Raw genomic sequence first — 25,387 nt, forward strand, 5'->3', positions numbered from 1 at the left:
ATTTAAGGCAAACCGTTATTGATCAGGGGAAGGGGTTAGCCCATGCTTGGACTCGTGAAAAAAATATTCGGCGATTCTAACGATCGTGAGATTAAGCGATATTGGAAAGTCGTTGAACGTATCAATGAATTGGAACCTACTATACAAGCGTTATCCGATGAGGAGCTCAAAGGAAAAACGCAGGAGTTCCGCGATCGTCTGGAAAAAGGGGAAGAGCTCGACGATCTGCTGGAGGAAGCTTTTGCGGTTGTCCGGGAAGCATCCAAACGTGTCCTCGGCAAACGGCACTATGACGTGCAGTTGATCGGGGGAATGGTGCTGCACGAAGGGCGCATTGCGGAAATGCGGACCGGGGAAGGTAAAACGCTGGTAGGTACGCTGCCGGTATATTTAAACGCACTCGCCGGCAAAGGCGTGCATGTGGTAACGGTCAACGATTACCTCGCTCAACGGGATAGCGGGGAAATGGGACAGATTTACAACTTCCTGGGCATGACTGTCGGCATCAACTTGTCGCAAATGGAGCATAGTGAGAAACAAGAAGCGTACCGCTGCGATATTACATATGGTACAAACAATGAGTTCGGATTTGACTATTTGCGCGACAACATGGTGCTCTACAAAGAGCAGATGGTGCAGCGCCCGTTGTTTTTCTCGGTCATTGACGAAGTGGACTCGGTGCTTGTGGATGAGGCCAGAACGCCGCTCATTATTTCCGGACAAGCTGCCAAGTCGACCGAGCTGTATTATGCCGCAGATCGCTTTGTCAGCCGCTTACAGGAAGAAGAAGATTACACGGTCGATATTAAAGTTCGTTCGGTTACATTGACCGAAGGCGGGGTAGCGAAGGCGGAGAAGGCATTTGGCATCGAGAACCTGTTTGATCATGCCAATGTAACCTTAAACCACCACGTGCAGCAGGCGCTGAAAGCCCACGTCATCATGAAACGCGACGTCGATTACGTAGTGCAAGACGATGAGGTTATGATCGTTGACGAATTTACCGGACGTCTCATGGTCGGCCGTCGTTACAGCGAAGGTCTGCATCAGGCGATTGAAGCGAAAGAAAACCTCAAAGTACAAAATGAATCCATGACGCTAGCAACGATCACGTTCCAGAACTACTTCCGGATGTATCGCAAGCTTGCCGGGATGACCGGTACGGCGAAGACGGAAGAAGAAGAATTCAAGAAAATTTACGGGCTTGAAGTCATTATCGTCCCGACCAACCGGCCGATGATCCGTATCGATACGCCCGATGTCGTATATAAATCCGTTGGCAGCAAATTCCGCGCCGTTGTCGCTGAAATTGCGGAGCGCCACCAAAAAGGCCAGCCGGTACTTGTCGGTACGGTCTCTATTGAGAACTCGGAACGTATTTCGAGCATGCTGAAAGCCAAAGGCATATCACATAAAGTTTTGAATGCAAAATACCATCGTGAAGAAGCTGAAATCGTATCGCAGGCGGGGCAACCGAAAGCGGTGACGATTGCGACCAACATGGCCGGCCGTGGTACCGACATTATGCTCGGGCCGGGAGTCGCCGAAATCGGCGGGTTGCATATTATGGGTACAGAGCGTCATGAGAGCCGCCGTATCGACAACCAGCTGCGCGGCCGGGCCGGTCGTCAAGGCGATCCGGGCTCTTCGCAGTTTTATTTGTCGCTGGAAGACGAGCTGATGCGCAGATTTGGCGCCGAAAATATTATGGGCATGATGGATAAGCTTGGTTTTGAAGAAGATCAGCCAATCGAAAGCAAGCTCATCAGCAGAGCCATTGAATCGGCTCAAAAACGCGTCGAAGGCAATAACTTTGACGTTCGTAAAGTCGTACTCCAATATGACGACGTGATGAATCAACAGCGCGAAATCATTTACAAGCAGCGCCGCGAAGTAATCGAGTCGGATAATATCCGCGAGATTACGCTGGGCATGATCAAGCCTGTTATTGAACGAATCGTTGAAGCGCATTGTCCAGCCGATCTGGTTCCTGAGGAATGGGATCTGCAAGCGATCATTGATTACGGTAACGGTACCTTCTTAAACGAAGGCCAACTGACTGCCGAAGATTTATGGGGCAAGGAAAAAGAGGAGCTTGTTGAGTTTATTTGGGGCTTCGTGCTTAAGCAATATGAAGAACGCGAGCAAAATATGGTCAACGAAGAGTTCATGCGCGAATTCGAGAAGGTTGTTGTTCTGCGTGCTGTAGACAGCAAGTGGATGGATCATATCGACGCGATGGACCACCTGCGCCAAGGGATTCATTTGCGGGCCTACGGCGGTACAGATCCGCTGCGCGAATACCAGTTTGAAGGCTTTGAAATGTTTAACGGCATGATTCAAAGCATTCAGGAAGAAGTGTCCACTTATATCATGAAAGCCCAAGTGGAGATGAATCTGGAGCGCCAAGTGGTTGCGGAAGGTCAAGCGGTGAGCTCGAACGGCGAATCCCTGCCGAAGAAGCCGGCTGTTGCGGTGGACAAAATCGGCCGCAACGACGATTGCCCATGCGGAAGCGGATTGAAATTTAAAAACTGCCACGGGAAGTAATAACCTATTTTCCAATTGGAAAGTCTTGATGAAGGAGGGCCGGTATGTAAGCCGGTCTTCCTTTTGCGTCAATATTATGATAAATGAGGTGTCTGTTATATGTTGGATCCGGTAGTGAAACACAATTTGCGAGATTTGTCCACGCGACTCGCAGCCCTTAGGGGGTCTCTTTGACTTAGACTTCAAATTGGAGCAAATTGCCGATTTTGAAGAGAAAATGTCGGTTCCTGATTTTTGGGATGACAACGATAGAGCACAGAAGGTCATAAGCGAAGCCAATGCCGTAAAAGCGACGGTGGAGCAATTCCAAAAACTCTCGGGTGAATATGAGGATTTGGAGCTTATGGTCGAGCTGATGGAAGAAGAGCAGGATGAAAGCATGGCTGCAGACATTGAAAGCGGGGTGAAAAGCCTTGTTAAGAAGTTTGAGGACTTTGAGCTGCAGTTGCTGCTCAATCAGCCTTATGATCATATGAATGCCTTCTTGGAGCTGCATCCGGGAGCGGGTGGAACCGAATCGCAGGATTGGGCCGAGATGCTGATGCGGATGTACCGCCGTTGGGCGGAGAAACGCGACTTTAAGGTGGAGCTTATCGACTTTTTGCCCGGTGATGAAGCAGGGGTAAAAAGTGTGACCTTTCTGATCAAAGGTTACAATGCGTACGGATATTTGAAGGCGGAAAAAGGTGTTCACCGGCTTGTGCGCATCTCGCCATTCGACGCATCCGGACGTCGGCATACGTCATTTGTTTCATGCGATATTATGCCGGAAATCGATGACTCGATTGAAATTGAAATCCGTTCGGACGACTTGAAGGTCGATACGTACCGTTCCAGCGGCGCCGGCGGCCAGCACGTCAATAAAACTGAGTCCGCGATTCGGATCACGCATATGCCAACAGGCATTGTAGTTGCGTGCCAGACGGAACGTTCGCAGATTCAGAACCGCGATCGCGCCATGAAGATGCTGCGTTCCAAGCTGTATGAGCTGAAAATCGCTGAACAGCAGAAGGAAATTGCCGCAATTCGCGGTGAGCAAAGTGATATCGCTTGGGGCAGTCAGATTCGCTCTTACGTATTCCATCCCTACAGTATGGTCAAGGATCACCGGACGTCGGCGGAAACAGGGAATATCGGGGCCGTCATGGACGGAGATCTCGATGAATTTATAGATGCCTATTTGCGTTGGCAAATCAGGGACACCGACAAGCAATCCGGCGCAGAACAATAAAAGGGCGAATGCAGCCATTCGGTGTGAAATAATAATAGCCTGAAAAACCCATCCTACTCTTAAGCTGATACTGCGGGGTAGGATGTTTCTTTTTACTTGGAGGGAGAACGATGGGCGTGAGAAGGAAAGCGCCGTTGTCCAAAACGGCGAGATTGGTTAAGGAATACGGCTTGCTTTTGTTAGGTTCGCTGATTATTGCGGCGAGCTTTAATATATTTTTGAGTCCCAATCAGGTGGCATCGGGCGGTGTTTCCGGCATTTCCATTATCGTGAAAGAACTGCTTGGTTTTGAGCCGGCTTTGACGCAATGGGCCTTAAACATCCCGCTGTTTATAGCAGGCACTTGGCTGCTGGGAGGGCAATTTGGCGTTAAGACGGCGGTTGGCTCCGTTCTTCTGCCGCTGCTGATTCTGCTGACCAAAAATTTGCCGGTCATGACGCATAACCTGCTGCTGGCGAGCATCTATGGGGGAATTATGATCGGCGCCGGGTTAGGTATTGTGTTTCGCGGCAGAGGATCTACAGGCGGGCTCGACTTGGCGGCGCAAATCATTCATAGATACACAGGGATCAGTCTAGGCATCACAGTGGCCCTACTTGATGGGCTTGTCATTGTATCGGCGGCTTTTGTATTTTCCGCAGAAAAGGCGCTGTATGCGCTTATCGGGCTGTTTGTGACCAGCAAAACGATTAATGTCGTGCAGATCGGGTTATCGTTTTCCAAGGTGGCCTTCATCATCTCGAACGAAACGGAGGCTATTCAGAAGGCAATTCTATACGGGCTGGACCGCGGACTGACCCGATTGAAGGGGGCCGGAGGTTATACGGGCGAAGAAAGAACGGTGCTGATGGTGGTTGTGCGGCAGACGGAGGTGTTGAAGCTGAAGGAGATCGTCAAGCAATGCGACCCGAACGCTTTTGTCATTCTCAGCGATACCAACGAGGTTCTGGGGGAAGGGTTCCAGCTGCATAATTCGGTATGAAGCTACAAAAGGATGCAGCCCTGACAAGATGATGCCAGGGCTATTTGTTGTGGCGGAAGAGCAAACCTGGAAGTTTGCGGTTGAGAATGTCAGAAATGGAAAATACTAAACCGTATTTTAAAAGTGCTTTTTCATCTGCCGGTCCCTCTTTCAGGGCGAATATGCTATTATATAGAAGGAGTAATTTGGTAGCATGTTCCCCGAGTCCGGGCACGAAATGTTATTGAATTATTATTCCTTCGAATGTATAATAATACATAGTTTTTGAATGTGGGAGGGGACGGATATGTCTCAACATATACGTGCGGCTATTGTAGGCGCAACGGGTTACGGCGGAGTTGAACTCATCAGGATGCTGCTGACGCATCCTAATGTTCAGATTACGTCGGTTGTATCTTCGTCTAGTGCGGGAACGCCGCTGGCGGAAAGTTTTCCGCATTTGCAGGAAATTATTGTAGACCGGCTCGATGCGGTAGATGTGCCTTTGATCGCAGACAAGGCCGACGTTGTGTTTTTGGCGACTCCGCATGGAGTCAGCACCGAAATCGCACCTAAGATGCTGGACGCGGGACTGAAAGTAATTGACGTATCGGGTGATTTTCGCTTGAAATCGGCGGAAACACACGAGCGATGGTATAAACGCAAGCAAGCCGACGCGGCTTATGTGGATAAAGCGGTATACGGGCTTGCTGAGGTATTTGGAGACGACGTGCCGGGAGCGCAGTTTATCTCGAACCCGGGGTGTTATCCGACGGTAACGTCGCTTGGACTTGTGCCGATTGTAAAAGCAGGCTGGATCGACACGAATTCGATTATCGTGGACGCCAAATCGGGCGTTTCCGGAGCGGGCCGGGGTCTTGGCATGACGACGCATTATTCCGAAGTGAACGAAAACTTCTTTGCTTATAAAGTGAATAAACATCAGCATACGCCTGAGATTGAGCAGACGTTAAGCCGTGTCGCAGGCAAAGATGTGGTCATGACGTTTACGACGCACCTGGTGCCGATGACGCGGGGCATTCTCAGCACGATATATGTAAGGCCGATTGTGCAGCGCTCAGAGGATGAGATCAGAGAGTTGTACCGTCAATATTACGAAGGCCGTCCGTTCGTGCGAATCCGGGAACAGGGCAAATACCCGGCGACCAAGGAAGTATGGGGCTCGAACTACTGCGATATTGGGTTTTCGCTGGATGAGCGGACAGGGCTGCTGACGATTATTTCCGTTATTGATAATTTGGTTAAAGGGGCTGCCGGCCAGGCCGTGCAGAACTTGAATCTGATGATGGGCTGGGACGAAACGACGGGATTGAAGTTTACTCCGGCTTATCCGTAAACGGCAAGGGTGTTATATCCAATCTAGAGTGGGACAGGTGAATGGACGTGGGTAAGCATTTCACGGTTGTAGAGGGCGGCTCGGTCACGACTCCGAAAGGGTTTCGTGCCGGCGGCCTTCATTGCGGTTTGAAAAAAACGGAGCGCCACGACCTCGGCGTGATCGTCTGCGACGTACCGGCGGCAGCCGCCGGCGTATACACGCTTAACGCGTTCCAAGCAGCGCCGCTGCATGTGACGCAGGAGAGCATCGCAGCGGAAGGCAAGCTGCAGGCGATGCTGGTCAACAGCGGCAACGCCAATGCTTGCACGGGCAAGCAAGGCGAAGACGACGCACGGGAGATGCGCGCTGCTGCAGCGAAGGCATTTGGCGTAGCCGAACATCTCGTTGGCGTGACGTCGACGGGTGTGATCGGCGAATTGCTGCCGATGGCGAAGGTGAGCGCGGGCATCGAGCGGCTGCCGGAGCGGGTTAGCCGAGAGGGCGGGGACGATTTTAGCCAAGCGATTCTGACTACGGACCTTGTAAAAAAAGAAACGTGCGTCAGCTTGACCGTTAACGGAAAAACGGTACATATCGCGGGAGCGGCCAAGGGCTCGGGCATGATACACCCGAACATGGCGACCATGCTTGGCTTCATCACCACCGATGCAGCTGTCGACAGCGCGAATTTGCAGAAGCTGCTGAGCGGTGTAACCGACTCCACATTTAATATGATCACGGTGGACGGCGATACCAGCACCAACGACATGGTAGTCGCTATGGCCAGCGGATTTGCTGAGAACGAGTCTTTGACTCCGGCGCACCCCGATTGGGCTGCTTATGAGGAAGGCTTTCAATATGTGGCTGAATATTTGGCCAAAGCCATCGCCCGCGACGGCGAAGGCGCAACCAAGCTGATCGAAGTCAACGTCGTCGGTGCAGTTTCCGACGAAGCGGCGAAAGTGATTGCTAAGACGGTGATCGGATCGAGCCTTGTGAAATCGGCATGTTTTGGAGCGGACGCCAACTGGGGACGCATTATCGCGGCCGTTGGGCGTGCAGGGCAGCCGGTGAACACGGAAACCGTCGATATTCGCCTTGGCGATATCGTGACGCTGGAGCAATCCCGCCCGGTGAAGTTTGACGAGGCTGCGGCGCTGGAGTATTTGAAGGGCGACTTCGTGCTGATTCATGTGAACTTGAACATGGGCGCAGGCAAAGCAACTGGCTGGGGCTGCGATTTGACGTACGACTATGTGCGGATCAATGCGGCTTACCGGACGTAATCCCATCCATAAGCGGAGAAGGTACCGGGCACAAGCGGATTTATAAAAGGGTCAAAAGGGGAAACGTGCGGATGAAACCGAATTGTTTTGTAATTAAATGCGGGGGCAGCACGCTGGCGGCGCTGCCGGACGCTTTTTTCGACGATATGAAACGGCTGCAGGAAGAAGGCACGATTCCGGTTATCGTACATGGCGGCGGTCCGGCGATTTCCGGCACGCTGGAGAAGCTGGGTATTGAAACCGAGTTTGTCGGCGGCTTGCGCAAAACAAACGAAGCGGTGCTTGATGTTGTAGAGATGGTGCTGTCCGGGCAGATCAACAAAGAGATCGTCCGCAAAATTCAGCTATCCGGCGCCAAAGCGCTGGGTCTCTCCGGTGTAGACGGTCGTTTGATTCAAGTGAAGCCGGTGGCGAATGCGCATGAAGTCGGCTTGGTGGGCGATGTGACGCATGTGAACAACGAATTGATCGAGGGTATTTTGGCGATGGGCTTCATCCCGGTCATTGCACCGGTAGGACTTGGAGCTGACGGCGGGCAGCGTTATAACATCAATGCCGATACGGCAGCTGGCGCAGTCGCTTCGCATCTGGGCGTGGAGCGCATGATCGTAGTTACCGACGTGCCGGGTATTATGAAGACGGTGGACGGGGAAAAAGTAGTGCTGCCGACAGTGACGGTACAGCAAACGGAAGACATGATTGCATCCGGAGAAATATATGGCGGTATGATCCCGAAGGTGCGCGCAGCCGTGCAGTGCATTCAGGGCGATGTGCAAGAAGTAGTGATCGTGAACGGCGCCGAGCCGGGCGTACTCAGCAAAGTGCTCAAGGAAGGCACGATTGGCACACGAATCGTTAAATAATAAAGGAGTGAATCAAAAATGGGAGTAGACAACAGCGGATCATTGTTTCCGACTTATGCCAGATACCCGCTTGCTTTTGTCAAAGGACAGGGAAGCAAGCTGTGGGACGACCAAGGAAACGAATATTTGGATATGATGTGCGGGCTTGCAGTAACCAACCTGGGCCATGCACCGAAAAAGGTTGCCGATAAGCTGAAAGAGCAAATCGACACGCTTTGGCATACAAGCAATCTGTTTCACATTCCGAATCAGGAGAAGCTGGGTCAACTATTGACCGATAACAGCTGCGCGGACCGTGTGTTTTTCTGCAGCACCGGTGCGGAAGCCAACGAAGCTGCGATTAAGCTGGCCCGCCGTTACTATCAGAAGGTGCTCGGGCAGCCGGAGCGCTATGAAATCATAACTTTTCATATGTCATTCCATGGCCGCACGTTAGCTACGCTGACCGCGACCGGGCAAGATAAAGTAAAAGAGGGTTTTGCACCGCTGCCGGAAGGTTTCGTATATGCTCCATATAACGATGCTGAAGCGGTGGAAAAGCTGATCGGCGACAAAACTTGCGCTATTATGATTGAAATGGTGCAAGGCGAAGGCGGCGTCAATCCGGTGAAAAAAGAGTTTGTCGACAAGCTGGTGGAGCTGTGCAACCGTCACGGTTTGCTGCTCATCGTTGACGAAATTCAAACCGGCATGGGCCGTACCGGCAAGTTGTTTGCCTATGAGCACTATGGGATCGAACCGGATATTTTTACACTGGCCAAAGGGCTTGGCAGCGGATTTCCGATTGGCGCCATGCTGGGCAAAGAAAAGCTGGCTGAAGCGTTCACTGCAGGCAGTCACGGTTCCACCTTCGGCGGCACGCCGCTTGCGACGGCGGCAGGTATTGCCACGATCGAGACGATCCTGGACGAGGGCGTTGTGCAGCGCGCAGCGGAAATGGGGCAATATATCGTTAGCAGCTTGTCGGCCAAATTGGCGGGCAACCCGTTGGTTAAGGAAGTGCGCGGACTGGGCATGCTGATTGCCATCGAGTGCACACAGAATGCATCCGAGCTGATTTCCGAGATTCATGCGCAGCGCGTGCTTGTCGTTTCGGCCGGACCCAACAATATCCGTCTTGCACCTAGTCTTGTGATCGAGAAGGAAGAAATGGACCGCGGCATTGAAGTGATCTGCAGCGTATTGGCGAAAAAAGCGGCAGCGACCGTATAAATAATTTCCATAATGGTTTGCAAAAGAAAGGGGAGAGGCACATGGCAGGAACAGCAGAGCAGCAGGATTTGGCGTTGCAGCTGAGAGGCCGGGATTTTCTCGACTTGGTGGATTACACGCCGGAAGAAATCCGGTATTTGCTCGATTTGGCAATTGATTTGAAGAAGAAACAAAAGGCCGGGGAGGTCTACCAGCCGTTAAAGGGCAAGACGCTGGGCATGATTTTCGAAAAATCGTCTACACGGACACGCGTATCGTTTGAAGTAGGGATGTACCAGCTTGGCGGGCATGCGCTTTTCCTCAGCAGAAACGATCTGCAGATCGGCCGGGGCGAGCCGATTATGGACACCGCACAAGTCATGTCGCGTTATCTCGACGGCATCATGATCCGCACATTCGCGCATAAGATCGTAGTTGATTTGGCGCGTGGAGCGACGGTTCCGGTTATCAACGGACTGACCGACTTGTCACATCCGTGCCAAGCGCTGGCCGATTACCAGACGGTGCTTGAGAAAAAAGGCCGGCTGGAAGGCCTGAAGGTCGCATATATCGGCGACGGGAACAACATGCTGCATTCGCTGATGGTTGGCGCAGCCAAGCTGGGCATGCATTTTACTGCGGCTACGCCGGAAGGCTACGATGCCGATGCGCAGATGGTGCAAATCTCCAAAGACACCGCGGCGCAAACCGGCGGTACGGTGGAGTTGTTCCGCGATGCGAAAGAAGCGGTGGACGGCGCTGACGTCATCTACACCGACGTATGGGCGAGCATGGGCTTTGAGGAAGAGCAGAAGGTGCGGGAACTCGCTTTTAAAAACTATCAGGTCAATGACCAACTGGTTAAATATGCGAACAAAGACTTTTTGTTCATGCATTGCCTGCCGGCGCACCGCGGCGAAGAAGTGAGCGAAAGTGTCATCGACGGCCCGAACTCGGTGATCTTCGACGAAGCCGAAAACCGCCTGCACGCGCAAAAAGCGATTATGGCGGCAACGATGTAACTACGACATGCAACAACGGTGCAGCGCTGCGGTCAAGCTGACCGCAGCTGCATGAAACATAACAATAAACGAAGCTGAAAATAAGGGAGAGAACCACACGTGGCAAAGCAAAAAATCGTACTGGCCTACTCCGGCGGTTTGGATACGTCGGTCATTCTGGCTTGGTTGAAGGAAAAATACGACGCAGAAATCATTACATTTACCGCTGATATCGGCCAAAAGGACGAATTGGACGGCTTGGAAGAAAAAGCGCTGAAAACCGGCGCTTCCAAAGTGTACATTGACGACCTGCGCGAAGAATTTGCGAAGGACTTCATTTTCCCGATGTTCCAATCCGGAGCATTGTATGAAGGACAATACTTGCTCGGCACGTCGATTGCCCGTCCGCTGATTGCTAAGCGTATGGTGGAAATTGCCCGCGCCGAAGGCGCTTTTGCTATCGCTCATGGCGCAACCGGCAAAGGCAACGACCAAGTACGCTTCGAGCTGACAGCTGCAGCGCTCGCTCCCGAGCTGGAAGTGATCGCGCCATGGAGACTCGACGAGTTCCGCGAGCAGTTCCCGGGACGTGCCGAAATGATCGCATACGCCGAGAAGCAAGGCATCAAAATCCAAGCTTCCGCTTCCAAGCCATACTCTACTGACCGCAACCTGCTGCACATCAGTTTCGAAAGCGGCATTCTCGAAGATCCTTGGTTCGATCCAAGTGCGGACTCGAACAAAGACATGTTTGTGTTGAGCGTAGCTCCCGAGGATGCTCCTGATCAAGCCGAATACGTCGAGTTGGAGTTTGAACAAGGCAACTGTGTAGGCATCAACGGCGACCACATGGACCCGCTGACCGTTATGGAGAAGCTGAATGAAATCGGCGGCAAACATGGCATTGGACGTGTCGACATGGTGGAAAACCGTTTTGTCGGCATGAAGAGCCGTGGCGTATATGAAACTCCGGGCGGTACCATTTTGTTTACCGCTCACCGCAAAATGGAGTCGTTGACGATGGACCGCGACGTCATGCACCTGCGTGATTCGCTGATCTCCAAATACGCATCGCTTGTATACAACGGCTTCTGGTTCGCACCGGAGCGTCTTGCCTTGCAGGCACTGGTGACAGAAAGCCAGAAAAACGTAACCGGCGTGGTACGTTTGAAGTTGTATAAAGGCAATGTAATCGGCGCCGGCGTAAAAAGCCCGGTCAGCTTGTACAACCCGAACATCGCTACGATGGAGGCCGATCCGACTCAAGCCTACAACCAAAACGATGCAACAGGCTTTATTCGCTTGAACGCGCTTCGTCTGAAAGTGGCTTCCGGCGTCGAGCAAAACGCAGGCAAATAAGGTTCGCAGTTCGATAAAGTAAAGGCAGGCTTCCAAACGGGGCGCACGGTTCTACGGTGAATCGGGCGCTCCCAGGAAGCCTGTCACTTTGTCCGGGGTTATGATATATTTAAAAGTAACGTGTTTTTAATTGAAGGGGGCAGTTTGCAGTGTCAAAGCTTTGGGGTGGACGGTTTACCAAAAAAACGGACCAGCTGGTGGAAGAATATACAGCCTCGATTATGTTCGACAAGGAGCTGGCCGAAGAAGATATTCAAGGCAGCCTTGCTCACGTCACGATGCTGGGGAAATGCGGTATTTTGCCTGCGGACGATGTGGAGAAGATCAAGGACGGCTTGCTTAAGGTTCAGGGCATGATTCGCCGCGGCGAGATGGAATTTACGATCGGCGACGAAGACATCCATATGAACATCGAGAAAGCGTTGATCGACGAGATCGGGCCGGTCGGCGGCAAGCTGCACACCGGACGCAGCCGCAACGATCAGGTGGCGACGGACATGCACCTGTACTTGCGCAAGCGGGTTGTCGAGTTTGTCGGTCTGCTGGGCAAACTTCAGGAGGCGCTGATCGGACAAGCCAAAGCAAACGTGGATACGATTTTGCCGGGTTACACGCATTTGCAGCGGGCGCAGCCAATTTTGTTCGCACATCACTTGATGGCTTACGTATCGATGTTCCAGCGTGATGCGGAACGGCTGATGGACAGCTACAAGCGAATTAACATGCTGCCGCTCGGGGCAGGGGCATTGGCCGGCACAACATTCCCGATCGACCGCCATTTTGTGGCGCAGCAGCTTGGTTTTGACGGTCCTTACGAGAACTCGCTGGATGCGGTGAGCGACCGTGACTTTATCATCGAGTTTCTGTCGAACGCTTCGATGATCATGATGCACCTTTCGCGGTTTTGCGAGGAGATGGTGCTGTGGTCGAGTACGGAGTTTCATTTTGTGGAGCTGGATGACGCGTTCTGTACCGGTTCCAGCATTATGCCGCAGAAGAAAAATCCGGACGTGGCCGAGCTTGTCCGCGGCAAAACAGGCCGGGTGTACGGCAACCTGTTTGGTCTGCTGACCGTGCTGAAGTCGCTGCCGCTGGCATACAACAAGGACATGCAGGAAGACAAGGAAGGTATGTTCGATACGGTGCGTACGCTGCAAGGCGCGCTTCAGCTGTTCGCTCCGATGGTATCAACGATGAAGGTGAACAAAGACCGGATGCGTCAAGCGGTCAACCAAGACTTCTCCAACGCTACCGACATCGCCGATTACCTGGTAAACAAAGGTCTTCCGTTCCGCCAAGCGCATGAAGTGATCGGGAAAACCGTCCTGTATTGCATTCAGAACAATAAGTTCTTGCTGGATCTGGCGCTTGAGGAGTTCCATCAGTTCTCCAAGCTGTTTGAGGCCGACATCTTTGATGTGCTTCAACCTGAGCGCGTCGTTAATGCGCGTAATGTATACGGAGGTACGGCTGCAGGCCAAGTCGAAGGCGCAATCGGACGCGCGGAGAAAACGCTGGAGCAAACCAATGCATGGTTCGAGCAATATTACGCGAAGAGCAGATAATTGTATTTTTAAATAGAGCGGTTGAGGCCCCTGAATGGACTAGACAAGTCCATGCAGGGGCTTATTTATTGAATTTAAGCGGAAATGGAAAATAAAGCATGTCGCCAATACTCAAGCGATAGCGAAGAGTACCGTAGTAGAGCGCGGAGCGCCAAGAACCGAGCGTCAGCGATGGTTGGGGCGCGACAGGCGCGGGGAAGAGGCAGATAGAAGCTCCCTGCATCATCGCGCCGCAGTAGAGCGTGGAGCGCCGAAACCGAGCATCAGCGATGGTAAGGGCGCGACAGGCGCGTGGACGAGGCACATAGAACCACCCCGCATCATCGCGCCGCAGCAAAGCGCGGAGTGCCGAGAACCGAGCGTTAGCGAAGGTTAAGGTGCGACAGGCGCGTGGACGAGGCACATAGAACCTCCACTAGCGGCGGGTCCAGGGCGCAGCGCATGGGGTCCCCCTATGGGGGAGTTAGGGGGTTCTGTACACGGGCCCCTTCACTCCATCCTCGACATAAGGCGTCGTGTTCTCACCAGGCGGAGTCACTTCTCCCTCTTTTCCGTTGTTGACAGCAATCAGCGTCGGCTGAGCGGAATAGGTGTCCTTGGAGATGAGCTCGCTTGCCGTGACGAGGCCGTCGACCTTTTTCACCCGGCGTGTCTCAACAACATACCCCGGCTTGCCATTGCTGAGCAGTTCGGTTTTCCCGACTTTCAGCTGCGGGTTGTGCACATATTTTACCGGTGGCTTGAGCGTTTCGAGCGTTCGGGACTCGACTTCATAAGTGACATTGGCCGGAGCATTGCCAAACAACTTGATGGTGACCTGATTGTCCGTGGTGGCGGAGCGGATCAGCAGGTAAGCCCCCGTTGTATTCTGAAAGCGAAAATTGATAAAACCGCTGGCAAACGTCGCATCTTGGCCAAGCGGCACATAGCTGATCGGCAGCGAATGGTTGCGCCGCTCGACAATTTTTAAACCGCTGAGCAGCACCGCATTGTAAAGCGTAGACGATACTTGGCAGATTCCCCCGCCGATACCGGGTACAAGTTTGCCGTTCACAATGACCGGGGCTTCTTGAAATCCGTATTTCGTCTCGGTTAATTCGATAAATTTGCTGTAATCGAAAATTTCCCCCGGTTTTAGCACCACGTCTTGAATGGAAGCGGCAGTGGAACGGACGTTATGGATCCGGCCCGCGCTATTTTGCGGCGGAGCGTAGGTGGTGAACTCGGTTAGCTTGCGGTCGATCCGTTGTGCTTTGAGGGATTCCATGGTGACCGCAGGTTTAGCCGTGGTCAGCGGAACACGCACCGTTGCCGGCCCCATCGTTGGTTCGGCGGCATGAAATGGGGGGATCGTTTGTTTGACCAGCTCATAGAGCTTATCGTAATCGATGCGCTCCACATTATGCTCCGGAATATAGCCGATCGTGTCGTCTTCGCCGACGACTCTTTGCGCATTCACCGGCTGCTTATCGTCCCAAGCGGCCCATATTTGCCGAACGGTTTGTTTCAGCGCCGCCGCATCCAGTGCCGTTTCAAAAGTCAGCGCCTGATTCCGCATCGCCCATCGCGCTTTCGCCCTGTCCCATAACGAACCGATGCGCAACGCATCGAGGGTATGTTGAAGCTGCCCGGCATTGGAGGAGAGGCCAAGCTGCTGCAGTGTCCATGAAGCGTGCGCCGGTGCACCTGCAGGAAGCTGCAGGTTAACGACTCGCTCATTGACCCGCCCGGTTTGGAGGCCAAGCTGCCGCTCCCACTCGGTAAAAGTCATGCCGCCGATGCTCCAGCCTGAGAGAGTAACCCCGGCAGGAATCGTTTGTTTGCTTCCGTAAACGGAAACTGTCGCTGCAGCGGTAATGACGCAGCCGAGCAGACTGATGATCGCAATGACCGCGTACTGACGCACTTTTGGCATTTGGCATACCCCTTTACCCTTTTTCCCCACACAAACGCAAACTTCTCGTACGAGCTATATATATGCCGGGCTTGGCAAATCTTGAACGGTTGTTTTTCTCCATTTTTCGCCGAATGTCGCTTACTAGCGAAATATTCCGCTCTCTCCGATCGGCGGCAGGCGCAAACAGACCGGTTTCAACAACCGTTACGATATTGTGAATAATTTTGGAAAAAAGGTCGGATTTAAAGGATTTTAGAGAACGGCGTCGAACTTGTATAGGCTAGCTAAATACAGGATGTGATACCGTGATTGAAATGCACGACATTTGGAAGACGTATGCCGATGGGACTCATGCGCTGCGGGGCCTGAGCGTAAGGGTCAATCCGAGCGAGTTCGTTTATGTGGTCGGGCCATCCGGCGCAGGCAAATCGACATTTATGAAGTTGATATATAGGGAAGAACGCCCGACGAAGGGCAGTATTTTTGTGAACGGATTCAATCTGGAGAAATTGAAGCAGCGGAAAATTCCGTATTTGCGCCGCAATATCGGGGTGGTGTTTCAGGATTTCCGGCTGCTGCCCAAGCTAACCATTTATGAAAACATCGCGTTTGCGATGGAAGTGATAGAAGCGCCAAAAAAGATTATTAAGAAACGTACATTGGAAGTGCTTGAGCTTGTCAATTTGAAGGATAAGGTAAATTCGCTGCCAACCCAGCTGTCCGGCGGGGAGCAGCAGCGGATTGCGATTGCGCGGGCGATCGTCAATAACCCTTCGGTAATTATCGCCGACGAGCCTACGGGAAATCTCGACCCCGATACCTCCTGGGATATTATGAAGCTGATGGAGGAAATCAATTTCCGCGGCACGACCATCATCATGGCTACACACAACAAAGAGATCGTGAACACAATGCGCAAACGGGTGCTCGCCATCGAGCACGGACACATTGTTCGCGACGAGATTCGAGGTGATTACGGTTATGAGGATTAGTACCGCCGTCCGACATGTCCGCGAAGGCACCAAAAATGTCGTCCGCAACGGGTGGATGTCTTTTGCCTCTATCAGTTCTATCTCCATATCGCTGTTTATACTTGGCGTGTTTCTGCTATTGACGCTGAACGTCAATTATTTGGCCGATCAGATCGAGAAGCAGGTGGAAATCCGCGTTTATTTGGAAGTCAATACACCAAAAGATCAGATGGTTGCGCTGCAAAAAAGCATTACAGGCATCAATCAGGTGAACAAGGTGACCTTCGTCTCCAAAGACGAAGGTCTCAAATTCCTGCGCGAAAAACTTGGCGAGAGCGGCAAGGCGCTGTTAGAGGGGTTCGACGGGGACAACAACCCGCTTAACGATTCGTTTACGGTTGAAGTGGCCGAACCTCGCGAAGTAGCGAATGTCGCCCAGCAAATCAGCGCGCTCAATAACGGCAAAAGCCCGAAGCCGATTTACAAAGTCAGCTACGGACAAGGCACGGTGGAGACGATGTTTAAGGTGACCGGTGTCGTCCGCAACATTGGTTTGGTGCTGGTGGCCGGTTTGGCCCTCACCGCCATGTTCCTGATCGCCAACACGATCAAGCTGACGATCTTGAACCGGCGCCGGGAGATTGCGATCATGAAACTGGTCGGCGCAACAAACCAGTTTATTCGGTGGCCCTTTTTTATCGAGGGTATGCTGCTGGGCATTATCGGGTCGCTGATTCCCGCCGGCGTTTTGTTGTACGGGTACTGGGAGTTAATGAACGTTAGCCAACTGGAGCTGAATTTGCTGCTCATTAAGCTGAAGCCTTTTGAAGAGGTGTGTTATTCGCTAGGGGGGCTGCTGTTCGGCATCGGTATTATGATCGGCGTCTGGGGCAGTGTCCTGTCGGTGAGAAAGTTTTTACGGGTTTAAAGCGTGAATGCGCTTGGCGGACGAAGAGTTTGTGCTTGAGTTTTGCAAACAAGGTTGTGTTTACCCTTGAGTGAACAGGAATTCCTGAGATACATAAGCAGAGGGAAGTGCTAGATTTCAAGGAGGTGTCCTTATTTGAAAAAGTCTATTCTGCCTGCAATAACCGCGGCTGCGCTGCTGGGAACTTTGATTATGCCGCAATATGGATTCGCATTGTCCGAATCCGAACGGATTAACCAGGAATTGTCCAAATTAAAAAAGGACAAGGCCAGCGCCCAGCAAAAAGCGAGCGACGCCCAGAATCAAATTGGCAAGGTGCAGCAGGAGAAACAGCAAACCTCGAAGGATATTAACTTGATTATGAATCAAGTGGATGAAGTGACGAAGAAGTTGACCGACTTGAACAATAAGGTCGCTGCCAAAACCGATGAGCTGCAGGAAAACGCGCAAAATCTGCAGGACGCCGAGGAGCGGGTCGCCACACGGGATCAGATGCTGCGCTCGCGGCTCCGCCTCATGTATATGAACGGGTTCGTTTCTTACGCCGATGTGCTGCTCAGCTCAACCAGCTTTTCCGATTTTCTCGATCGCCTCAATGCTCTCAATTCGATTGTAAACCAAGATAAAGAGGTGCTCGAAGCCAATCAGCGCGACCGCGACCTGATTGCGGAAAAGAAGCAAGTCGTCGAGACGCAGCTGGCCGAAGTCAAGCAGCTGTATAGCGATGCGGAGGACACCAAGGCTGAGCTGGTTGCGAAGGAGAAGGAAAAAGAAGTTAAGATCGCCAGCCTGACCAAAAAGGAAAAAGAGCTTGAGGATATCACGGAAGAGCAGCAGAATCTCGTGATTTCATTCGCCAAGAAAGAATCGCAATTGCTGGCGGAACAAATTAAAGCACAGAAGAAACCATCCAATTTTACATACAACGGCGGCAAATTCGCCTATCCTTTGGTGAAGCAAGCTACGATGACCTCCGATTTCGGAGTGCGTAAAGACCCGTTCACCGGCAAGCAGGCCGGACATACCGGCATCGATTTGGCGGTTCCGAAGGGAACCGATATTTTGGCCGCTGAGAATGGCGTCGTCATCTTGGCTGGCTGGTGGAGCGGTTACGGCAACTGTGTGATCATCGACCATGGCAAGGGTGTTTGGACGCTGTACGGTCATATCCGCGACGGCGGCATTGGCGTGGAAAAAGGCGAAAGTGTCAAGCGCGGCCAAAAAATCGCCGAGGTTGGCGCAACCGGCCGCGCGACCGGGAATCACCTGCATTTTGAGGTGCGGATTAACGAGGAGCCCGTTGACCCTAAGCCTTACTTGCGCTAAGCTGATTCACGAGTCATCATCGTGCTTTAGTCCGAGTTGACAGATGGGGCGACAAGGCGGTTGCTTTCGTATTTTTGCGGAAGCACCGATAATAAATGGGTATAGCTTGTCATATACTAGAAGGACGAGAGCGTAAGGCTTATGCAAAAAGGCGGTGAAGCTTGAGGAATGATTTTTAAAGGACGCACGGTTTTGGCATTTATTTTACTTGCGATGTTCGCCAGCAGCATCTTGACGCTGACGCTGGTGCAGCCGTCTTTTTTCGCCGAGAAGGGCGGGCAGGTATCGGCGGCGGTTAAGTCGGGCCTCACCTCCAAAGACTTAAGCAAGCTGTCTACGACATACTCCCTGATTGAGGGCAAGTTCTTGAATGAGGTGGACCACGATAAAATCGTCAATGGCGCCATCAACGGCATGTTGGCTACGCTGGAAGATCCGTTTACGGTATACATGGATCAGAAGGAAGCCAAGCAGTTTGACGAGAGCATCACCTCATCGTTTCAAGGGATCGGAGCAGAAGTTTCGCTGGAAGATGGAAAAGTCACCATCGTTTCACCGATCAAAGGATCGCCTGCGGAAAAAGCCGGGCTTCACGCCAATGACGTCATCGTCTCCATTAACGGCGACAAGCTGGACGGCCTGACGTTAAACCAGGCGGTAATGAAAATCCGCGGTCCGAAAGGAACACAGGCCAAACTGGATGTCGTACGTCCGGGCACAACGGAGCCGATTCAGTTTATTGTTGTCCGCGACGACATTGACGTGGAAACGGTATTTAGCGAAATGCTTCAGAACGGTATCGGCAAAATCGAAATTCGTCAGTTCTCCAGCAACACGTCCAAACGTTTTAAAGAAGAGTTGAAAAATCTCGAAGGCCAAGGAATGAAGGGCCTGATTATCGATGTCAGAAACGATCCCGGCGGTTTGTTGTCCTCTGTGGTCGAGATTGCCGAACCGTTTGTGCCGAAAGGCAAAGCCATCGTGCAGATCGAGAATCGCAAAGGGGAACGCGAACAAACCCCTTCGGCGGGCGGCGATAGAAACTATCCCGTTACCGTGCTGATTAACAAGGGAAGCGCCAGTGCCTCGGAAATTTTGGCGGGGGCGTTGCACGATTCGGCCGGAAGCAAGCTGATCGGCGAAACCTCCTTCGGCAAGGGGACGGTGCAGGTTACGTTTGAGAAGGAAATGGGCGACGGCAGCAACATCAAGATGACCGTCTATAAATGGCTCACTCCGGCCGGCACATGGATCCACAAAAAAGGCATTACGCCGGATATTCCGGTGGAGCAGCCGGCTTACTTCAAGGTGGTGCCGCTGACCAAGAAATCAACGCTGAAGCAAGATACGACCAGCGATGATGTGAAGAACCTGCAGCAAATGCTGCTTGGCCTCGGGCTTAACCCGGAGCGGACCGACGGCTACTTTAACGACAAGACGGCCGCTGCCGTGAAGTCGTTCCAGCGTGCCAATGAACTTCCGGTTACCGGCGATGTGGACGTGGACACGGCGAATAAAATCGAGAAGGCGCTGCTGTCGCAAATCCGCGATACGAAAAATGATGTGCAGCTCAAGGCGGCTGTCGATTATTTACAGAGCGTCATCAAATAAGTTGTGACGGAAATAGCTGCCGCGGGAAGGAATCAACGGCCGCGGCGTCGAATGAACATAAGAAGGCGAACGATTTGTCGTGAGCCTTCTTATTTCTTTTTCACGCAAAGGAGACAAAGGATGGACGTAGCTGTTGAAATCGGGCAAAAGTGGTTGTACGCCGCCGCGCAGTTGTTGCTGCATCCTTTTTATTACATAGGCATATTGTTTATCGTGTTGCAGTACCGCAGGCAAATTTCCTTTGAACGGAAGTTGTTTTCCGTTCGGCTGCATTCGCTGCTGACGGAGACGTGGCGTGCGGTACTCTGGGGATTTTGCGGGGGCGTGGCCGCATCGCTGCTGATGGCCGTGATCGGCGTTTCTTTACAGCCTGAAGCGGTGATGCTCATATGGGTCGTGTCGCTGCTGCTGGCTTGCTTCCGGGTGCGGTATTTATGCTTCGCTTATTCGGTCGGACTTATCGGCATCGCTCAAGCGATTCTGGTATGGATACCGGGCGTACAGCTCTATGCATCAGGTTGGGGCGCGCGTTTCGTCCAACTGCTGCTTGGCATCGATATGCCGCCGCTGCTGGCGCTTGTTGCCATACTGCATCTGGCAGAAGGGATTTTAATCCGATTGCAAGGGGCCAGAATGGCAAGTCCGATGTTCTATGAAAGCAAACGGGGAAAAATTGTCGGGGGATACCAGCTGCAAGCTTTTTGGCCGGTGGCCTTGTTTTTGTTCATCCCGCTGGAGGGAGCCAGTCAGCTGCAACTGCCTTGGCAGCCCCTGCTAGGCGGAGATATATGGCATCTGGGCTGGACGATGGTTGGATTCCCGGTGATGCTCGGATTTACGGAACGGACAACCACCCGGCTGCCGCAGGAAAAAACGCGCTGGAGTTCCACGCTGCTCGTACTTTACGCGGCATTGGTGCTGTTGATGGCCGTTGCCGTTCATTACTGGAGCTTGACGCTGATTATCGCGGCGGTACTGAGTATTGCGCTGCACGAGGGCATGATGTGGCTCAGCCAAGCCGATGAAGCGGGGCGCAGCCCGTATTTTGCCCACACCCGCAAAGGATTGATGATATTAGCCGTGCTGCCGGGCAGCGCCGCGGAGCAATTAGGGCTTAAGCCGGGAGAAATGCTCCATAAAGTCAACGGGTTCCCTTTATCCGGCAAACAGGACCTGCATTTCGCGATGCGGCAAAACTCGGCGTTTTGCAAGCTGGAAGTGATTAATCACGAAGGACAGAGCAAGTTCGTGCAGCGGGCTCTGTATTCCGGCGAGCATCATCAGCTGGGCATCGTGCTTGCGCCCGATCAGGATGCGCTGTATTATGCGGAGGAACGACAGATGAGCATATTCTCGTATATGAGGAAAAAACTGACCGGACTCGTCAAAAAACAACCACCGTCGCATTCTGCATAAGAATGGCGTCAACTCCCTGCTTGCTTCTGCAAGGGTGACCAGGTTTCGGCGGGCAAACAAACAACTATAACAAAAAAACCTTGTCTTTACCGGTCATTCCGGCGAAGATCAAGGTTTTTACTTTAGCATGGCACATTAGCCTTCACGCAGCAGGACGATTTCGACACGCCGGTTTTTAGCGCGGTTCTCGGGGGTATCGTTATCTACAACGGGGCGTGTATCCCCATAGCCGGTCGATACGAATTTTTTCGGGTCGAGTTTGGCGTTATAGATAAAATACCGGAGCACGGACAATGAACGCTCATTTGATAATCCCCAATTGTCCTTATACACCGAACCGGTGGACAGCGGCAGATTGTCCGTATGTCCTTCGATGCTGATCGTAGTGTTCAGTGTCGGGAACAATGATGCGAGCTTATTCAGAATCGGATATGACGCTTGCTTTAAGTCGGCTCTGCCAAGATCAAACAAGAACAGATCATTAAGCGTAACTGCGATACCTCTTGGCGTGTTGGTCGCCGAAATCTGCGTCTCTAAGTTGTTTTGCTGTATGTATTCCTGTATTTTTTCCAGTGTATCCGCAAACCGCTTTTCTTTCTCCGCCAAGTCCTCCTGCATTTTATCGCTTCTGGATTTATCGCCGTTTTCTTTGAACTTGGCTAAGTTGGCCCCACCGACGACGCCTTGCCCGGCAGGGATTGGAGAATCCGCTTTTTGAAACGTAAAATTCAGCACTTGAGCGATAACTTCGTATTTCGCTACGTCGATCTTGCTCATGGAATACATAATGACGAAGAAGATCAGCAGCAGCGTAATCAAGTCGGCGTATGTGATAAGCCAGCGTTCATTGTTTTCATGTTCAGCCGCTTTCTTCTTATTCCGTCTCGCCACCGTCGTCACCTGCACCTTCTTTATGCTGCTGATGCACAAACGAATTCAGCTTTTTCTTGATCAGCTGCGGGTTTTCGCCGGCTTGCAGCGCGAGAATGCCTTCCAGCATGAGTTCCATCTCGGAAATTTGTTCTTTACTGCGAACTTTGATTTTGTTTGCCATCGGCAGGTAAATAACGTTTGCTGAAGAAACCCCGTATAGTGTCGCAGTAAAGGCTACTGCGATAGCCGGGCCCAAACTGGTCGGATCAGACAAGTTGCCAAGCACGTGAATGAGACCCATTACGGTACCGATAATACCCATCGTTGGCGCATAACCGCCTGCAGCTTCGAATATTTTGGCGTAACCCTCGTGTGTGTGTTCGAGGGAATCCATCTCCAGTTCGAGAATTTGACGGGTCAGCTCGGGGTCCGTACCGTCGACCACCATCATGAGACCGTCTTTAAGAAATGCGTTCGGATGCTCCTGCGCTCTTTGTTCAAGGGCAAGTACCCCTTCACGCCGGGCAATGGTCGCCATATCGACGATCTCTTCGATAATAGCGGCAGGATCTCTTTTCGTTTCTTTAAAAGCCATGCCAAATGCTTTGCCAAGCTCCTTCAAACGGGACCCCGGAAAACTGACGATAACGGCGCCGAACGTACCGCCGAACACGATCAGCATGGCGCTGGGCACGAATAGAGCGCCCAAGTGCCCGCCATCCCACACATATCCGCCAATCAGCGCGGCGAGACCCAAAATAAGCCCTATAATTGTTGTTAAATCCACCTCGTTACCACCCCTAGATCAACATTAGACAGTCGGCTTCCCGCACAACGCATGGAAACTTTCTCTGTTTGCAACACGTTTGGAAAAAAGGTATAATTAATGGGAACAAGTATTCTTATCCGTCAAGTCGAATCCTAGAAGACAGATACTTATATAATTATCGGACACCGATTCGCAAAAGTTTAGAGAAAAATCCCACTTTTCGAAGGTGATTTCATGAAACACATCGTTCCATCCAATGGCAAGTTCGAGCTGATTTCCGATTTCTCCCCGCAGGGAGACCAGCCAAAAGCCATTGAAAAGCTTGTGCAAAGCATCCAATCGGGGACAAGGCATCAAACGCTGCTGGGGGCCACGGGAACGGGCAAAACGTTTACAGCCGCCCAGGTGATTGCCCGTTTGAACCGGCCTACGCTGGTCATTGCCCATAACAAAACATTGGCCGCGCAGCTGTGCAGCGAGTTTAAGGAATTTTTTCCGAACAACGCCGTTGAATATTTCGTCAGCTACTATGATTACTACCAGCCTGAAGCGTACATTCCGTCATCGGATACATTTATCGAGAAAGATTCCAGCATCAATGAGGAAATCGATAAGCTCCGTCACTCGGCGACCAGTTCTCTGTTCGAACGGCGCGACGTCATTATCGTCGCCAGCGTTTCCTGCATCTATGGCCTCGGTTCCCCCTCGGAATATGGCAGCTTGGTGTTGTCGCTGCGGACCGGGATGGAGAAGTCGAGAAACGAATTGCTTCATAGGCTGATCGATATTCAATACCAAAGAAACGATATGAACTTTGTCCGGGGGACATTTCGCGTCCGCGGCGATGTTGTGGAAATATTTCCGGCATCCCGGGGGGATCAGGCGATTCGAGTCGAGATGTTCGGCGACGAAATTGAGCGGATCACCGAAATCAACGTGCTGACTGGAGAAATCCTCGGAGAACGCGACCATGTTGCGATTTTTCCGGCATCCCACTTCGTAACCCACGAAGATACGATGAAACGGGCGCTGGTTGATATCGAACGCGAGCTGGAAGAGCGGCTTGAGGAATTGCGCGGGGCGGGCAAACTGCTCGAAGCGCAGCGCTTGGAGCAGCGTACCCGCTATGATATTGAGATGATGCAGGAGATGGGTTTTTGCTCCGGGATCGAGAACTATTCGGGGCCGCTGACGTTCCGGGAACGGGGGGCGACGCCTTATACGCTGCTTGACTTTTTTCCCGAGGATATGCTGATCATCGTGGACGAATCCCACGTGTCGCTGCCGCAAATCCGTGCGATGTACAACGGTGACCGGGCGCGCAAGGAAGTGCTGGTCGAGCATGGTTTTCGTCTGCCCTCGGCTTTGGACAACCGACCCTTGCGCTTCGAGGAATTTGAGCAAAAAATGAAGCAGGCCATGTATATATCGGCTACTCCGGGGCCTTATGAGCTGGAGCATTGCCCGAAAATGGTGGAACAGATTATAAGACCGACCGGATTGGTCGATCCTGTAATAGAAGTGCGTCCTACAAAAGGCCAGATCGATGACTTGATCGGCGAGATTCATGACCGTGTGCAAAAAGACGAACGTGTGCTTGTCACAACGCTGACCAAAAAAATGGCCGAGGATTTAACTGACTATTTTAAGGAAATCGGCATTAAAGTTCGTTATTTGCACTCCGATATTAAGACGCTGGAGCGGCTGCAGATATTGCGGGAGCTTCGGCTAGGCGTGTTTCATGTGCTTGTCGGCATCAATCTGCTGCGTGAAGGGCTCGATTTGCCGGAAGTGTCGCTGGTGGCGATCCTGGATGCGGATAAAGAAGGTTTTCTGCGCGCAGAGCGCTCGCTTATTCAGACGATTGGCCGCGCGGCGAGAAATGCCAACGGCCGGGTAATCATGTACGGCGATAAGATGACCGATTCGATGAACAAAGCGATGACGGAAACAAGCCGCCGCCGCGAGATTCAGACCGCCTATAATACGCAGCATGGAATAACGCCGCAGACGATCCAGAAGAAAGTGCGCGATGTGATCGAGGCGACCAAAGTGGCCGAACAGAAGGCCGATTATCTTACCGATATCAAACAGACCAAAATGTCCAAAAAAGACCGCATGACGCTGATCGAGCGTTTGGAGCAGGAAATGAAGGAAGCGGCCAAGAACTTGCAGTTCGAACGCGCCGCAGAACTTCGCGACGCCCTTCTCGAAATGAAAGCAGAGATGTAGGCAGGAAATCTTTCCTC

At 52.2% G+C, this 25,387-nt stretch carries 19 protein-coding genes; 16 read left to right on the top strand and 3 right to left on the bottom strand.

Annotated elements, in window-relative coordinates:
- Nucleotides 1-42: 42 nt before the first annotated feature.
- The 10 genes from secA to argH all read left to right on the top strand — a co-directional run bounded on the left by secA (nucleotide 43) and on the right by argH (nucleotide 13,347).
- On the top strand, nucleotides 43-2,550 hold the full coding sequence (gene secA / locus EYB31_RS27785) for a preprotein translocase subunit SecA (protein ID WP_131016739.1): 2,508 nt from the start codon (nucleotides 43-45) through the stop codon (nucleotides 2,548-2,550).
- A gap of 99 nt (nucleotides 2,551-2,649) precedes the next feature.
- Nucleotides 2,650-3,781 (top strand): peptide chain release factor 2 gene (gene prfB, locus EYB31_RS27790; RefSeq protein ID WP_131016740.1). Its coding sequence is split into 2 segments (ribosomal slippage): nucleotides 2,650-2,721 and nucleotides 2,723-3,781, totalling 1,131 coding nucleotides; the frame shifts between segments, so codons are not numbered across the junction.
- Nucleotides 3,782-3,891: 110 nt separating this feature from the next.
- Nucleotides 3,892-4,764 (top strand): YitT family protein, encoded by an 873-nt coding sequence (locus tag EYB31_RS27795; RefSeq protein ID WP_131016741.1) that lies wholly within the window; start codon nucleotides 3,892-3,894, stop codon nucleotides 4,762-4,764.
- Nucleotides 4,765-5,050: 286 nt separating this feature from the next.
- Nucleotides 5,051-6,100, top strand: coding sequence for an N-acetyl-gamma-glutamyl-phosphate reductase (gene argC, locus EYB31_RS27800; protein ID WP_131016742.1), 1,050 nt, complete (start codon nucleotides 5,051-5,053; stop codon nucleotides 6,098-6,100).
- A 41-nt stretch (nucleotides 6,101-6,141) separates the two neighbouring features.
- On the top strand, nucleotides 6,142-7,368 hold the full coding sequence (gene argJ / locus EYB31_RS27805; RefSeq protein ID WP_131016743.1) for a bifunctional glutamate N-acetyltransferase/amino-acid acetyltransferase ArgJ: 1,227 nt from the start codon (nucleotides 6,142-6,144) through the stop codon (nucleotides 7,366-7,368).
- Nucleotides 7,369-7,439: 71 nt separating this feature from the next.
- Nucleotides 7,440-8,231: an acetylglutamate kinase gene (gene argB, locus EYB31_RS27810; protein ID WP_131016744.1), complete on the top strand. Its 792-nt coding sequence runs from the start codon at nucleotides 7,440-7,442 to the stop codon at nucleotides 8,229-8,231.
- 18 nt (nucleotides 8,232-8,249) lie between these two features.
- A complete protein-coding gene (locus EYB31_RS27815) occupies nucleotides 8,250-9,443 on the top strand; it encodes an acetylornithine transaminase (protein ID WP_131016745.1) in 1,194 nt (397 codons plus the stop codon).
- Nucleotides 9,444-9,484: 41 nt separating this feature from the next.
- Nucleotides 9,485-10,444, top strand: coding sequence for an ornithine carbamoyltransferase (argF, locus tag EYB31_RS27820; RefSeq protein WP_131016746.1), 960 nt, complete (start codon nucleotides 9,485-9,487; stop codon nucleotides 10,442-10,444).
- A 99-nt stretch (nucleotides 10,445-10,543) separates the two neighbouring features.
- On the top strand, nucleotides 10,544-11,782 hold the full coding sequence (locus tag EYB31_RS27825) for an argininosuccinate synthase (protein ID WP_131016747.1): 1,239 nt from the start codon (nucleotides 10,544-10,546) through the stop codon (nucleotides 11,780-11,782).
- 149 nt (nucleotides 11,783-11,931) lie between these two features.
- Nucleotides 11,932-13,347: an argininosuccinate lyase gene (gene argH, locus EYB31_RS27830; RefSeq protein ID WP_131016748.1), complete on the top strand. Its 1,416-nt coding sequence runs from the start codon at nucleotides 11,932-11,934 to the stop codon at nucleotides 13,345-13,347.
- A 463-nt stretch (nucleotides 13,348-13,810) separates the two neighbouring features.
- On the opposite strand, the gene EYB31_RS27835 is transcribed toward argH, so the two are convergent.
- Entirely contained in the window at nucleotides 13,811-15,262 is a 1,452-nt protein-coding gene (locus EYB31_RS27835) for a VanW family protein (RefSeq protein ID WP_131016749.1), read from the bottom strand.
- Between the two features lie 287 nt (nucleotides 15,263-15,549).
- Between EYB31_RS27835 and ftsE the strand changes: the two genes are divergently transcribed.
- From ftsE to EYB31_RS27860, 5 genes are all read left to right on the top strand, one after another.
- A complete protein-coding gene (ftsE, locus tag EYB31_RS27840) occupies nucleotides 15,550-16,236 on the top strand; it encodes a cell division ATP-binding protein FtsE (protein WP_131016750.1) in 687 nt (228 codons plus the stop codon).
- Nucleotides 16,226-17,143, top strand: a complete 918-nt coding sequence (ftsX, locus tag EYB31_RS27845; RefSeq protein ID WP_131016751.1) for a permease-like cell division protein FtsX — start codon at nucleotides 16,226-16,228, stop codon at nucleotides 17,141-17,143. The genes ftsE and ftsX overlap by 11 nt, the downstream gene beginning before the upstream one ends.
- Nucleotides 17,144-17,278: 135 nt before the next feature.
- On the top strand, nucleotides 17,279-18,469 hold the full coding sequence (locus EYB31_RS27850; protein ID WP_131016752.1) for a murein hydrolase activator EnvC family protein: 1,191 nt from the start codon (nucleotides 17,279-17,281) through the stop codon (nucleotides 18,467-18,469).
- Between the two features lie 168 nt (nucleotides 18,470-18,637).
- Entirely contained in the window at nucleotides 18,638-20,080 is a 1,443-nt protein-coding gene (locus EYB31_RS27855) for a S41 family peptidase (protein WP_131016753.1), read from the top strand.
- Nucleotides 20,081-20,200: 120 nt separating this feature from the next.
- Nucleotides 20,201-21,496, top strand: coding sequence for a PDZ domain-containing protein (locus EYB31_RS27860; RefSeq protein WP_131016754.1), 1,296 nt, complete (start codon nucleotides 20,201-20,203; stop codon nucleotides 21,494-21,496).
- 135 nt (nucleotides 21,497-21,631) lie between these two features.
- Here EYB31_RS27860 and EYB31_RS27865 read toward each other — a convergent pair whose 3' ends face one another.
- On the bottom strand, nucleotides 21,632-22,402 hold the full coding sequence (locus EYB31_RS27865; protein WP_240762922.1) for a flagellar motor protein MotB: 771 nt from the start codon (nucleotides 22,400-22,402) through the stop codon (nucleotides 21,632-21,634).
- On the bottom strand, nucleotides 22,371-23,156 hold the full coding sequence (locus EYB31_RS27870) for a flagellar motor protein (RefSeq protein ID WP_131016755.1): 786 nt from the start codon (nucleotides 23,154-23,156) through the stop codon (nucleotides 22,371-22,373). Before EYB31_RS27870 ends, EYB31_RS27865 begins: the two co-directional genes overlap by 32 nt.
- Before the next feature lie 216 nt (nucleotides 23,157-23,372).
- On the opposite strand from EYB31_RS27870, the gene uvrB reads away from it, so the two are divergent.
- A complete protein-coding gene (gene uvrB / locus EYB31_RS27875; RefSeq protein ID WP_131016756.1) occupies nucleotides 23,373-25,370 on the top strand; it encodes an excinuclease ABC subunit UvrB in 1,998 nt (665 codons plus the stop codon).
- The last annotated feature ends 17 nt before the right edge of the window (nucleotides 25,371-25,387 follow it).

The sequence above is a fragment of the Paenibacillus thalictri genome (assembly GCF_004307995.1).
Lineage (GTDB): Bacteria > Bacillota > Bacilli > Paenibacillales > NBRC-103111 > Paenibacillus_AF > Paenibacillus_AF thalictri.

Excerpts from the sequence above, each read along its gene's own strand:
- secA (WP_131016739.1), top strand. The coding sequence starts at position 43 with ATGCTTGGACTCGTGAAAAAAATATTCGGCGATTCTAACGATCGTGAG.
- EYB31_RS27795 (WP_131016741.1), top strand. The coding sequence starts at position 3,892 with ATGGGCGTGAGAAGGAAAGCGCCGTTGTCCAAAACGGCGAGATTGGTT.
- argC (WP_131016742.1), top strand. The coding sequence starts at position 5,051 with ATGTCTCAACATATACGTGCGGCTATTGTAGGCGCAACGGGTTACGGC.
- argJ (WP_131016743.1), top strand. The coding sequence starts at position 6,142 with ATGGACGTGGGTAAGCATTTCACGGTTGTAGAGGGCGGCTCGGTCACG.
- argB (WP_131016744.1), top strand. The coding sequence starts at position 7,440 with ATGAAACCGAATTGTTTTGTAATTAAATGCGGGGGCAGCACGCTGGCG.
- EYB31_RS27815 (WP_131016745.1), top strand. The coding sequence starts at position 8,250 with ATGGGAGTAGACAACAGCGGATCATTGTTTCCGACTTATGCCAGATAC.
- argF (WP_131016746.1), top strand. The coding sequence starts at position 9,485 with ATGGCAGGAACAGCAGAGCAGCAGGATTTGGCGTTGCAGCTGAGAGGC.
- EYB31_RS27835 (WP_131016749.1), bottom strand. The coding sequence starts at position 15,262 with ATGCCAAAAGTGCGTCAGTACGCGGTCATTGCGATCATCAGTCTGCTC.
- ftsX (WP_131016751.1), top strand. The coding sequence starts at position 16,226 with ATGAGGATTAGTACCGCCGTCCGACATGTCCGCGAAGGCACCAAAAAT.
- EYB31_RS27855 (WP_131016753.1), top strand. The coding sequence starts at position 18,638 with ATGATTTTTAAAGGACGCACGGTTTTGGCATTTATTTTACTTGCGATG.
- EYB31_RS27860 (WP_131016754.1), top strand. The coding sequence starts at position 20,201 with ATGGACGTAGCTGTTGAAATCGGGCAAAAGTGGTTGTACGCCGCCGCG.
- uvrB (WP_131016756.1), top strand. The coding sequence starts at position 23,373 with ATGAAACACATCGTTCCATCCAATGGCAAGTTCGAGCTGATTTCCGAT.